This window comes from Gemmatimonadota bacterium, assembly GCA_009692115.1.
Lineage (GTDB): Bacteria > Gemmatimonadota > Gemmatimonadetes > Gemmatimonadales > GWC2-71-9 > SHZU01.
This window is the reverse complement of sequence record SHZU01000007.1, coordinates 93,965-106,039: the sequence shown is the minus strand read 5'-3', so window position 1 is coordinate 106,039 and position 12,075 is coordinate 93,965. Positions and strand designations below refer to the sequence as shown.

Here is a 12,075-nt window from a genome sequence, read left to right as displayed (position 1 = left end):
CAATAATCAGAGCCAAATGGTCGCCGCTGAGACCGAACTCGTCGTCAAGCCCGACACCCACTGGCGCGCCATGCTGAGCCCCGAGCAATACCAAATTGCCAGGGGCAAGGGAACCGAACGCCCCTTCTGCGGAACGCTCCTCGACAACAAACGCAAGGGATTCTACTCCTGCGTCTGTTGCGACCTCCCGTTATTCGCGTCCGACTCCAAATTCGACTCCGGGACCGGCTGGCCCAGCTTTTTCCAGCCAGTAGCCCCGGAGAACATCAAAACCGTCGCCGACAAGAGCCAGGGCATGGTCCGCACCGAAGTCCTCTGCGTTCGCTGCAACTGCCACCTGGGCCACGTCTTTACCGACGGACCGGCGCCGACCAAACTCCGCTACTGCGTCAACTCGGAGTCACTGGTCTTCACGGAGTTGCCGGGCCGGTAAACTTCTGGTACCAGCTCATCATGTAGAGCTGGGTCCGGATGAAGTTGGACGGCTTCGACGAGGTGCCGTGGTATTCACCGGAGAACCGGAGCAACTCAGTCGGCACGTTGAGTCGCTTGAGCGCCGTGTAGAATTCCTCCGACTGCGGCATCGGAGTCCGAAGATCGAGCTCGCCGGTCATCAGGAGCGTCGCCGTCTTGACGTTCTTGACGTACATGATCGGTGAGGTCTTGAGCCACGGCGTCGGATCTTCCCAGAACGGCTTGTCGTAGAAGTTGTCGATGAAAAGCGGAACATCGGTCTGTCCCGCCATGCTCATCCAGTTGGTAACCGGGCACCGAACCGCCGCGGCCGCAAACCGGGTGGTGTGTCCGATAACCCAACTCGACAACACCCCGCCGCCGCTGCAGCCCCCGACATACATCCGATTGGTGTCGATGTACCCCCGGCCAACCACCGTGTCGACGCCGGCCATCAAGTCGTCATAGTCGACGCCCGGATATTGCCGCTCGATTGCGTTCCCGAACGCGGTGCCGTAGCCGGTGCTGCCCCGCGGATTGGTGTACAGAACGACGTTGCCGTTGGCCGCGAAGTTCTGGAATTGATAGCTGAACGCCACACCGTACATCCCGTGCGGACCGCCGTGAATTTCCATGACGAGCGGATATTTCCGGCTCTTATTGAAATTCGGCGGCTTGACGATCCAACCCTGGACCTTGGTGCCGCTGGTCGAGGTGTACCACACTTCTTCGACGTCACCGAGCTTGATGTTCTGGAGGACATCACCGTTGACGTCAGTGAGCTTGGAAACCTCAGCCGGCCGGGCCACCGCAAACCGAATGATGTCGCCCGGCTCCTTCGGACCGCTCCTGGTACCGACCGCAATGCCGGCGTTCGAAATCGAACTCACGTCGAGCATGTGATTGCCCGTCGTCAGTTGCCGATAGCCGCCTTTGACCGCCGCGAAGTAGTAGTTGGCGGTGCCCCGATCCTGAACCCCGAAGTACACCCCGCTGCCGTCCGGGGCCCAGTTGAGGTCGCTCACATCGCGGTCTAAATCGCCGGAGGCCGGCCGCTGGTTGCCGCCATCGATCCCCATGAAATAGAGCTCGGAGGTCTTGTAGCTCTTCCGGCTTGAGTCGGCCCCGGCAAACGCCACGGTCTTGCCGTCCGGCGACACCACGGGGTTGGCCCAGCTCCCGGGCCTCGTCGTCAGGGTGCGAATGGACCCCGTGGCGACGTCCACGAGGTGAATGCCTGAGTTGCGGTAATTCTTGTCGGCGTTGGCCTGCCGGTGACCGTCGAACAGGATGCCCTTGCTGTCCGGCGTCCAGCTATACCCGGCGCCGCCAACCAGTTGGTCGAATCGGGATCCGACGTTGAACTCGCCCGTGGTGATCTGGCGCGGAGTCCCGCCGTCGGCGGGCACCACGAAGAGTTGGACGTAGGACAGGTCCATGAACCCGGCCCGGTCCTGACGGTAGTGGAGCTCAGTGACCCGCCGCGGAGCCGGGGTCCACTTGGCGCCCGCCGGCGCCGCCGGCATGCTGATGGCCCAGGGCCGCTCGAACTTGACGCCCATCGTAAAGGAGAGCCACTTCCCGTCCGGTGACCACGCCAAAGAACCCGGCGCTTCCGTCAGCCGGGTGATCTGGGACACCGCACCCTCGGCGTCCATCCACCGAACAAAGATCTGCGCCTTGCCGTCGGTCTCGGCGATGTAAGCGATCCGGGTCCCGTCCGGCGACCACCGCGCCGAGCCGCCCTTCAGGAGGAAGCGCTGCTTGGTCCCGTCGGCACCCATGATCCAGAGCGCCGAGTCAAACCGGTCCTCCATGGCATTGACCCACCGCCGGTTGTACACGATCTGGGTGCCATCGGGCGAGATCTGCGGGTCGCCGACGTTTTCCCAGTTGAGGAAGTGTTGGACCGTGAGGAGGGTGTCGGAGGGCGTCTCCTGAGCGGAGGCTTGGGTCGTGGCGGCGACCACGGCCAAGACCAACCCGGCAACGGCGAGTCGAATGGGGATCATTGCATTCTCCTGGATTATGGCGGTGAGCTGGCTCCAAATATACTCCACCCTGACCGGTTCGTTACCCTCCGTCGTTATCTTGGCACCCCAATGATCGATTTCACCAAGCGGGTTCTCGCTGAGACCCTGGGCACCGCTGTCTTGCTGACGGCTGTGGTCGGATCCGGAATCATGGGTGAGCGGCTGGCGGGCGGCAACGACGCGATCGCACTACTGGCGAACTCGCTTGCCACTGGAGCCACCTTGGTCTGCCTCATTCTGGCGCTCGGTCCGATTTCCGGGGCGCATTTGAACCCGGCGGTCACGACGGTGGCCGCGGCCCATGGCGACCTTTCTTGGGGTGAGGCGCTTCGGTATATCCTCGCTCAGGTGATCGGAGCCGGGCTTGGTGTGATCGTCGCCAATCTGATGTTCGGTCTGGATCCGGTATCGCTGTCCACCCACATCCGAACCGGGCCGCACCTCTGGCTCGGCGAGTCGATCGCCACGGCCGGCCTGCTGGCCGTCATCATCCTGGTCGCCCGGCAGCGCGCCGAAGCGGTGCCGGTGGCCGTGGGTTGCTACGTCACCGGAGCCTACTGGTTCACCTCATCGACCTCATTCGCGAATCCGGCCGTCACCCTCGCCCGCACCCTCACCGACACCTTCGCCGGAATCCGGCCTGATGACGTGGCCGGCTTCATCCTCGCACAAACCACGGCGGTCGCGATCGTCATCCTCGCCCGCCGAAGGCTCGGCCGCCCATGACCGCCACCGTCCTGTTTGCCTGCGTCCACAATGCCGGCCGTTCTCAAATGGCCGCGGCCTGGCTCAACCACCTGGCCAACCCGGCCAAGGCCCGGGCGATTTCCGCCGGTACCGCTCCGGGCAAAGCCGTGCATCCCGAAACCATCACCATCATGCGCGAAGTCTGGATTGACCTTTCAGAGGCAACGCCGCAGTTTCTGTCTACCGAACTCGCCGCAACCGCCGGATACTTGATCACCATGGGCTGCGGCGATGAGTGCCCGGTCGTACCAGGGGCCATCCGGGCAGACTGGCCCCTGCCCGACCCCAAAGGCCAGGCACTCGAAGCCGTTCGGGCCATTCGCGACGATATTCGGCGGCGGGTCGAAACCATGATCGCGACCAACGGCTGGACATAACCTCTTCGAAGGCCCAACCACATGATGAGAGCGACGATACTGGCGGCGGCTCTACTTGGTACCACAGCCTGCGCCAAGTCAGCCGGACAGCCGGAGGCTACGAAATCCATGTACCACGACAACACCGGACGAGACGACATCCTGACGGGCGGGGTCAAGATGATCCCGATCACGACCCCCAAGGGGACGTTCAAGGTCTGGACCAAACGGGTCGGCAACAACCCCACGATCAAGGTCCTGCTCCTCCACGGGGGTCCCGGCTTCACCCACGAATATTTCGAGGCCTTCGACAGTTTCTTCCCGGGCGCCGGGATCGAGTACTACTACTACGACCAACTCGGCTCCTACTACAGCGATCAACCGAACGAACCCGACTTGTGGGACCTGCCCCGTTTCGTCGAGGAAGTCGAGCAGGTTCGGGTCGCGCTCGAGCTCAACAAAGACAACTTCTATCTCTTGGGACAGTCGTGGGGCGGGCTCCTCGCCATCGAGTACGCCCTCAAGTACCAGCAGAACCTGAAGGGCCTGATCATCTCGAACATGATGTCGAGCATTCCGGCCTATGTCTCGTACGCCGAAAACGTCCTGATGCCGGCCATGGACCCGAAGGTCCTGGCCGAGATCAAGGCGCTCGAAGCCAAGAAAGACTACGCCAACCCCCGGTACATGGAACTGCTGATTCCGAATCACTATCAGCAACACATTCTCCGGATGCCGCCCGACCAATGGCCCGACCCGGTCAACCGGGCGTTCAAACACGTAAACCAGGCCGTCTACATCCCGATGCAGGGTCCGAGCGAGCTTGGCGCGAGCGGCAAGCTGGAGAAGTGGGACCGGAGTGCCGATCTCGGCCGGATCGCCGTGCCCACCTTGGTGATCGGTGCCATCCATGACTCCATGGACCCCGAGCACATGGAGTGGATGTCGGAGCAGTTCCCGAAGGGGCGGTATCTCGAATGTCCGAACGGGAGCCACATGGCGATGTACGACGACCAGCAAACGTACTTTCCGGGCCTGATCCAGTTCATCACCGATGTGAACCAAGGGAAACGCTGAGATAGCAATGATCCGAGGACTTCGGACCGTATCGTATCCCGCCCCCGGACCTCGCGAAGGGCAAGGCGTGGTACAGCAAAGTGCTCGAGCAAGAGCCCTACTTCGACGAGCCGTTCTACGTCGGCTACAACGTGGACGGATTCGAATTGGGATTGGTGCCCGACGCCAAGCCGGGACCCGACGGGCCAATCGGGTGCTGGGCGGTGGACGACCCCTTCGGCAACAGGTTCGGAATCATCGAGAATCCCCTTTTCAAACTGACCGAGGTCCGGTAGCGCTTCGGAGTTGACCATGGAATACCGGTTCTATACCTGCGATGTGTTTACCGATGCCCGGTTCGGCGGCAACCAGCTGGCGGTTTTTCCTCGCGCCGCTGGCTTAAGCGATGGCCAGATGCAGCAGATCGCGCGGGAATTCAACTTCGCGGAGACCTCGTTCGTGCTGCCGCCGGAGTCGGGACACACCCGCCGAGTCCGGATCTTCACGCCGACCCGGGAAGTCCCCTTCGCGGGCCACCCGAATATCGGCACGGCCGCCATGCTCGCGGCACACGGCGAGCTTGGGGCGGTCGGGACCCGTCTCGACGTCGTGTTCGAGGAGATCGCGGGACTGGTGTCCGTCACGATCGAACCCCGAGCCGATGGGCGGTTTTGGTGTGAACTGGCGGCGCCGGAGCTGCTGTCACTTGGCCCGCCGGTGCCGGTCGCAGCGGTGGCCCGCGCGGCTTCACTCGCGGATGGCGACATCGTCACCACGACTCACGAGCCCCGGGCCGGATCGGTGGGACTCGCCTTCCTGCTCGCGGAAGTTCGGAACCGGGCCGCCCTCGAGCGAGCCCGGCCGGACATCTCCGCGCTCGATCGGCTGGCCGGTCTGGAGTTCGGGCAGCCGTATCTCCACCTGTATGCTCGAACCAGCGACGGGTTCGACCTCCGAACCCGACAATTCTCGTCCGGCGACCCGATGTTGGAGGATGCGGCCACCGGCAGCGCCAACGCGGCCCTGGCCGGACTCCTGGCTCACTACCATCCGGAAACCAACGGAACGTTTCGCTGGCGAATCGCGCAGGGAGCGGAGATGGGACGGCCGAGCGTTTTGGAGGCACGAGCGGAGAAACAGGAGGGCCAAGTTGCGAACGTGTGGATCGCCGGCGAAACCGTGGCGATGACCACGGGTCTCTTCGCCCTCTAAGCGGACGAAGAGACCCCGGTCGGCGTGCTTTACGGCTTCTCGACCAGCTTGGGAACAGCCGGGTAGAGCCCCACCTCCGCCAGCCGCTGAGAGAGCGGCTTCAACTTGTTCACCGGCGCATTGACCCGGTCAATCGCCGCGGGCACCTCGGTCTTGAGTTCATTCCATTGCGCCAAGTCCACCTCGGTCGGCGGAACCGTGGTGCCGCCGATGCTCCCGATGACCCCGCTCAACTTGAACGTGATCACTTTTGGGAATTCCGAGAAGTCAAACTCGGATTCGTCTCCTTCGTCACGGATGAAGAAGGTCTTCTTGATGGGCTCGAGCTCATTGGTCAGGCTGTCGTAGGTAGCCCGGATGCCGGCAGGGACCACGGTGGTGTCGGGGAGCGCGGTCTTCATCCCGGCCAACTGGGTATTGGCGGTCCGTGCCGCCGTCGCGGTCTCCGCCAACCGGGCCTCGAGCCGCTGGCCTTCCTTCAAGAGCCGGTATTCCCGCCCAGTCTTCGAACGACCCCGGCCTGCGGCTGGGCTCACCTCGGCTACATCGTCGGACGGGAGGGACGGGTCGAACGGGCCTCCGTCGTGGTCCTTCGGGCCAGCCATCCCGAGTTCGGCAGGGCGGCGAGCACCGCGATTCTCGGTTCGGTGTTCAAGCCCGCCCTCCGCCGTCGGGCTCGTCGGTCCGATGCCTTTGAACGGCCAGATCGCCGTGGTAACCGCTACTGAACCGTCACCAGTTCGAGGCTGAAAACCAGCACGGCGTTCGGCGGGATCGGCCCGCTCCCGTTGGCGCCGTAGCCCTGCTCCGACGGAATGACCAGCAACCGCTTGCCCCCGACCTTCATGCCGGGCACCCCGTCGTCCCATCCCTGAATGACCCGCTTGTCGCCGATGCGAAACGAATACGGCCTCCCGTTGCTGGCGTCGAACTGGGTGCCGTCCGGTAGGGTACCAACATAGTTGAGCGATGCCGTCGTGCCGATCGTGGCCTCGGCGCCGGTGCCGACCACCAAGTCTTTGTAGTAGAGACCGGTCGCCGTCTTCGTCATGGTGGCGACGTCGACTCCTAGTGCCGGTGCGAAGGTGGTGGTCGGGATGACGTCAGCGGCCGGCGCGGCCGGAGCCACAGCCGGCGGCGCTGCGGCAGCCGAGTCGGCGTTGGCCCCGGCGTCGGGTTTCGCGCCACAGGCGGCGAGGATCAGGGCGAGGGTCGGGTAAATCAGGTTCCGGGGCATCGAATGACCTGCGGGAAATGGTGAGGCGGAAAGATCGCGGCACCACCCCGGCCCGGCAACTACCGCCCGGTCGGATCCCGGCGTCCGGTCAGCAGTCGAAGCAGCAGTCGCTCAGCCCGAGCTTCAAATCGGTCCCGCCAGTCCCGGTCCACCCGCCATTCGGGGACCTCATCCTCGCACGGTTCGTCGTCGGGATTCGCCTGGGCGAGGAACCCGGCCACGATCGGCAACGCCGCGGTGGCGCCGGTCATCCGAAGGCTTCGGCCATCGTCGAACCCAACCCATACACCGACGACGAGCGTGGAGGAGTACGCCACGAACCACGCATCACGCCAGTCATTCGAGGTGCCGGTCTTCCCGGCAATCGCACCGAACCGGCCTCCGACATCGAGCGCCCGTCCGGTGCCGCGGGTCACGACACCTTCGAGGGCCGAGGTCACCAAGCGGACTCCGCTGGGCCGATCTTCCGGGCATCCTTCCCGAAGTAGAAGCGGGCAGCCGCCCCGACCCCGTGAATCTGGTTGTCGCCGTCCTGGCCCAGGTCGATCTCATTGAGGTAGGCCTCGAGGAGCTCGGCCTTGCCGTGTTGCGCTTCCAAGACCGAGGCATAGGCCGATTCGCGGAGCTTCCGAAGCGGGGTCCGGTCGGCCGACAGAAACAGATTCTTCGCGAGCTGCTGAGTCAGGGTGCTCCCGCCCTGGGTCACCCGGCGAGCCTTGAGGTTGGCCAACAGCGCCCCACCGATCCGCCGGAAATCGAGGCCGGCATGCTCGTAAAACCGTTGGTCCTCCACCGCGAGCACGGCCTGAATGAGATGTTCGGGGAGCTCTTCGACCCGGAGCGGGATCCTCCGCTCGGCCAACCGATCATCGATCGTGGCCACGAGCACGGGCTGTTCCCGGCTGCCGTCGCCGCCCCAGGGCAGGGCTCGAGAGTAGACCGCGCTCGGCATTCGGGCCTCAGGACTCGTCAACTCGGCGCGGAACGCCGCCTCGCCCGCGATGCCGAGCCCTCCCACCGCCAGCGAGAGCACCAGGATCTGGCCGAGCCGCCGAGCCGGAATCCGGGCCCGAAGCGAGCTGATGGTCGTCTGACACCGGGACCTGAAGGCCTGCCACGACACGGGGCGCTCCGGAAAAGAGGGGTCGGTACCTGACTTGGACGCATGAGAGGGGTAAAGGGTTTCAGGCTGGAACGAGAGGCTCGGCGCTCGGCGCTCGGCACTCGGCGGGTGGTCAAGGATGCCCTCGATCACGTCGAGGAGGGCATCCGGGTCGACCGGAGGAGCGGTTAGTGTCGGTCCGGAAAGGCCGCATTCGAGAGCCGGGTGATGCCGCGCTCCCGTTTTTGTTTGGCCACCATCTTCGCCACGTCGTCGAGCAGTCGTTTGGCGTCGTAGACGATGCCGTCTTTGATGGTGTACTTGATGCCGCCCACCCGTTCGACCTTGCCGGTCTTATCGTTCAACCGGACGAACCCAGAGCCGTAAAGCACCTTGAGGTTGGCGATCGGGTTCTCGGGGACCACGACGAGATCCGCGAGCATTCCGGGACGGATGACCCCAAAATCCGGGGCCCGGCCAAGCGGGCGCGTCAAGGTTTCCGCGGCGTGCAGCGTGGCCGCCCGGATCACTTCGAGGGGATGGAACCCGGCCTCCTGCAAGAGCTCCATTTCCTGAATCGTCGAGAAACCGTACGTGTTGTAGATGAATCCCGCGTCCGAACTCGCCGTCACCCGCCCGCCTAGGTTCTTGTAGTCGTTGAGCAACTCGAACCACACCCGGTAGAAGTTCCGCCAGGCCACCTCGTCCCACGTGGTCCAATTGTAGAAGTAGGCGCCGTGGTTGACGCGGTTCGGAGTATAGAAATCCCAAAGCGATGGCAGCGTATAGGTCTCGTGCCAATCGGCATTCCGTCGGGCCATCAGGTCGCGGCCCGAGAGGTAGGCGGTCATCGTGGGGTCGAGGGTCACGTCGTGGGCTTTGAGGGTGTTGAGCAGGGCCCACCATTTTTCGCCTTTGGGCTTGACCAAGCTCCACTGTCTGGCCACCTGCCCAAAGCGCCATTGCTCGTCGTTGTAGTTGTAGCCCTCGGGATACGGCTGGACGTCGGCGTTCTCGTACATCGCTTCGAACAAACCGTAGAAGTGAGTCAGGGTGCCAAGCCCCAGCTTGGCGGCGTCGGCGGCGTTGACCTGGTTGACGCCGGTCTGGGCCAAGTGGGCCACGGTACCCAGGCCGTTCTTCGCTGCCTCGTCGGTGATGGCGCCGAAAATCTCCGGTCGGTAGGACGTCAGCTTGAACCCGTCAACTCCGCGCTGCTTGGCCTCCCGGACCCAAGCCCGCGCTTCCTCGGCGGTCTGGAACGCCGAGGAAAAATCCCAGACGCCTTTGGGGACTTCGTAAAGCCACATCCGCGGAGCGGTGATTTCGTTTTTGGCGCTCCGGGCCTTCTCACGGAGTTCCCAGGCATCTTCTCCGAACGGGACGCCCCGGCCGCTGGTAATCCCGTGGGCCATCCAGAGCTTGTAGGCATATTCGGCCTCGGGCGCCTTGGTCCCATCCTCGATATGAAGGTGGAGATCGACGAGGCCCGGCATGACAAACATGCCCTGCACATCGATCTCCTTGGTGGCTCCCGTGGGCCGGCCCTTGGGATCGATCGGCACATTCGGAAATCCAACGTCGACGACCTGGGTGATCCGGTTTTTCTCAATCACGATGTCGACCGGACCCCGCATCGGGCCACCGGTTCCGTCAATCAGATTGGCGCCGCGGAGGATCAGTTTGGCCCATGGCCCCTCACCTTCGGCCCGGGGAGGCGCCGGTTTGGACGGTGGCTGGGCGAGGAGCGGGGCGGGCGCGGCAAGCGCCAAGGCGAGAACGAGCGCAGTGGGTAACATGGGTTCAAACTACGACGCGACACCCCACTTGGGGAGGGCCCCGCGACACCGTATTCTTCCCCTTCACCAAGGAGATGCGCCATGGCAGCGAAAACGATGTTGATTCTCGGCGGGACCGGATTCATCGGCCCGAACACCGTCAAGTACGCCGTGGCTCGCGGACACCGCGTCACGATCCTGACCCGCGGGCGGAGTCAGACGAAAGTGGCCGACGTCGAGCGCCTGATCGGCGACCGGGACAACGATCTGAGCGCCTTGGCCAAACGGAAATGGGACGTGGTGCTCGACAACAACGCCCGGGATTACCGCTGGGTGGACCGGAGCCTCAAAGCGCTCAAAGACTCGACCGGCCACTACCTCTTCGTCTCGTCGATCTCGGCGTACAAGACCGACTCGATGGGGTACCAATTCAAGGACCGGGTGTTGCCCAAGCCGATCATCGACGAGGATTCGGAGCGATTTACCCCACCGGCCACCTGGAAAGAGGGCGACACCGCCCCCTACGGCTTGACCAAGGCGTTATCCGAAAATCTCTGCCACGCCGTTTTTCCGGGACGAACCACGGTCGTTCGGCCGGGTTTGATCGTCGGCCCGACCGATCCGACCGATCGGTTCACCTATTGGCCGGTGCGGATCGACGAAGGCGGCGAGGTGCTCGCCCCCGGCAATCCCAACCACGCGGCCCAAGTCATCGACCAGCGCGACTTGACCGAGTGGATCGTCCGCCTGGCCGAGAACGGGACGATGGGCAACTTCAACGCCACCGGTCCGACCGGCCGGATGTCGATTGCCGAAATGCTGTACGGGATCCGAGCCACCACCGCGACCCCGGTGAGCTTCACCTGGGTCCCGGAGAGTTTTCTCGAGGAGCAGAAGGTGGCCCCGTGGAGCGATATGCCTGCATGGTCTCCGGGCGAGGCCTTGATGTACGTCAACGTGTCCCGAGCCGTGGCCGCCGGGCTCACGTTCCGCCCCCTGGCCGATACCGTCCAGGACACTCTGGAGTGGGACAAAGCCCGTCCGGCCGCCGAGCGTGCCAAACGAGCCGCCGGCATGACCCGGGCCCGGGAGCGAGACGTCCTCGCCGCCTGGCACCAACGCCGCGGATAGCTCTCGCTACTGCCGAGTGCCGAGCGCCCAAACCCGTGGAGCATCGTCGGCATCGAGCCAGGTCCCGAGAATCCGGTTGGGGCCAATCCACGTTGGTTCGAAACCGACCGGCAGTTCAACGGTGGTGAGCCACGCGCCCTCTCGGTCAAACACGGTCCATCGTCCCGGGCGGGTTCGGTGGTCGGGGCCGAGGTAGTCCCGGAACCAGAGTTCGCCGTCGGCCCCGGGCAACACCCGGTCGTAGGCCGGTTTCGTCTTGGGAATCGGCGTCGTGGCGAGGAACTTTCGATACCGGGCCCGGGCCTCTTCGTTAGGCAGGCCGGCCCACGCCAAATCGGCGGCGAGGTCGGCCGCGGTAACCGGCTCCGGCGTATGATCCCGCCGAATCCGGCTCCGCAGCCGGCCCGAGGGCCCGTAGAGGTCGAACTCATAACGATCCGAGGGCGCCACCACGACTAAGCTGTCCGCCGCCACGAATCGCGATGAGCGGCCAAACGGCACCGCGGCAATGTTCACCGAAATCACCTCGCCGTTGTGGGTCTTGATCTCAAGCACGGCTTCCAAGCCGGGGAATCGGCCCACTGCCGTGACCGAACCATCCGCGGCCACGACCCGGAGGTCGACCGAGTCGCGAACCAGGCCGGACGTGGTGGGCTCCCGGCCCGACCGCGCCGGACTGACCAGGATTCGCCCGTCCGGCAGCACCCCAATCATCGAATTGGCCAAGGTCCCTTGGCCGAGGTCGATCATGGCGCTTCGAACGATCTCCCCGGTGGGAGCGATGACCGAGAGCCGGCGGGTGCTCCGGTCAAACACCAGCACCGAATCGCCGGCCCCGACCACGAGCGATGCGATCCGCTCGAACTCCCCCGGTCCGGACCCCTTCCGCCCGACGGTGTTGAGCCGCGCGCCCTTGGCGTCATAGAACCGAATTTCGCTGGTGCCTTGATTGGCAACCACGATCCGGCCA

13 protein-coding genes and 1 pseudogene are annotated in these 12,075 nt (G+C 64.3%); 7 read left to right on the top strand and 7 right to left on the bottom strand.

Annotated features, from left to right (window positions below; genetic code table 11):
• Positions 1 to 16: 16 nt before the first annotated feature.
• Positions 17 to 433, top strand: coding sequence for a peptide-methionine (R)-S-oxide reductase (gene msrB, locus EXR94_09820; protein MSR03014.1), 417 nt, complete (start codon positions 17 to 19; stop codon positions 431 to 433).
• On the opposite strand, the gene EXR94_09815 is transcribed toward msrB, so the two are convergent.
• Entirely contained in the window at positions 411 to 2,465 is a 2,055-nt protein-coding gene (locus EXR94_09815) for a S9 family peptidase (GenBank protein ID MSR03013.1), read from the bottom strand. The genes msrB and EXR94_09815 overlap by 23 nt on opposite strands.
• Before the next feature lie 93 nt (positions 2,466 to 2,558).
• Between EXR94_09815 and EXR94_09810 the strand changes: the two genes are divergently transcribed.
• The 5 genes and pseudogenes from EXR94_09810 to EXR94_09790 all read left to right on the top strand — a co-directional run bounded on the left by EXR94_09810 (position 2,559) and on the right by EXR94_09790 (position 5,857).
• Positions 2,559 to 3,212 (top strand): aquaporin family protein, encoded by a 654-nt coding sequence (locus tag EXR94_09810; protein MSR03012.1) that lies wholly within the window; start codon positions 2,559 to 2,561, stop codon positions 3,210 to 3,212.
• Positions 3,209 to 3,610 carry an arsenate reductase ArsC gene (locus tag EXR94_09805; protein MSR03011.1) on the top strand — a complete coding sequence of 134 codons (402 nt, stop codon included), beginning with the start codon at positions 3,209 to 3,211 and terminating at the stop codon, positions 3,608 to 3,610. Before EXR94_09810 ends, EXR94_09805 begins: the two co-directional genes overlap by 4 nt.
• Before the next feature lie 21 nt (positions 3,611 to 3,631).
• Positions 3,632 to 4,666, top strand: coding sequence for an alpha/beta fold hydrolase (locus EXR94_09800; protein ID MSR03010.1), 1,035 nt, complete (start codon positions 3,632 to 3,634; stop codon positions 4,664 to 4,666).
• Positions 4,667 to 4,673: 7 nt separating this feature from the next.
• Positions 4,674 to 4,941 (top strand): annotated as a pseudogene (locus EXR94_09795) (VOC family protein).
• 16 nt (positions 4,942 to 4,957) lie between these two features.
• Positions 4,958 to 5,857 carry a PhzF family phenazine biosynthesis protein gene (locus tag EXR94_09790; GenBank protein MSR03009.1) on the top strand — a complete coding sequence of 300 codons (900 nt, stop codon included), beginning with the start codon at positions 4,958 to 4,960 and terminating at the stop codon, positions 5,855 to 5,857.
• Between the two features lie 29 nt (positions 5,858 to 5,886).
• Here EXR94_09790 and EXR94_09785 read toward each other — a convergent pair whose 3' ends face one another.
• The 5 genes from EXR94_09785 to EXR94_09765 form a co-directional block, all read right to left on the bottom strand.
• Positions 5,887 to 6,462, bottom strand: coding sequence for a hypothetical protein (locus EXR94_09785; protein MSR03008.1), 576 nt, complete (start codon positions 6,460 to 6,462; stop codon positions 5,887 to 5,889).
• Between the two features lie 116 nt (positions 6,463 to 6,578).
• Positions 6,579 to 7,094 carry an FKBP-type peptidyl-prolyl cis-trans isomerase gene (locus EXR94_09780; protein ID MSR03007.1) on the bottom strand — a complete coding sequence of 172 codons (516 nt, stop codon included), beginning with the start codon at positions 7,092 to 7,094 and terminating at the stop codon, positions 6,579 to 6,581.
• A gap of 59 nt (positions 7,095 to 7,153) precedes the next feature.
• Positions 7,154 to 7,534, bottom strand: a complete 381-nt coding sequence (locus EXR94_09775; GenBank protein ID MSR03006.1) for a hypothetical protein — start codon at positions 7,532 to 7,534, stop codon at positions 7,154 to 7,156.
• The gene (locus EXR94_09770; GenBank protein MSR03005.1) at positions 7,531 to 8,217 is read right to left on the bottom strand and encodes a hypothetical protein; all 687 of its coding nucleotides are present in this window, start codon (positions 8,215 to 8,217) and stop codon (positions 7,531 to 7,533) included. The genes EXR94_09775 and EXR94_09770 overlap by 4 nt, the downstream gene beginning before the upstream one ends.
• 167 nt (positions 8,218 to 8,384) lie before the next feature.
• Positions 8,385 to 9,995, bottom strand: a complete 1,611-nt coding sequence (locus EXR94_09765) for an amidohydrolase (protein ID MSR03004.1) — start codon at positions 9,993 to 9,995, stop codon at positions 8,385 to 8,387.
• A gap of 96 nt (positions 9,996 to 10,091) precedes the next feature.
• Here EXR94_09765 and EXR94_09760 point away from each other — a divergent pair, with 96 nt between their 5' ends.
• Positions 10,092 to 11,105 carry an NAD-dependent epimerase/dehydratase family protein gene (locus EXR94_09760; protein MSR03003.1) on the top strand — a complete coding sequence of 338 codons (1,014 nt, stop codon included), beginning with the start codon at positions 10,092 to 10,094 and terminating at the stop codon, positions 11,103 to 11,105.
• Between the two features lie 6 nt (positions 11,106 to 11,111).
• Here the strand turns inward: EXR94_09760 and EXR94_09755 are convergent, their stop codons facing one another.
• Positions 11,112 to 12,065, bottom strand: a complete 954-nt coding sequence (locus EXR94_09755; GenBank protein ID MSR03002.1) for a hypothetical protein — start codon at positions 12,063 to 12,065, stop codon at positions 11,112 to 11,114.
• Between the last annotated feature and the right edge of the window lie 10 nt (positions 12,066 to 12,075).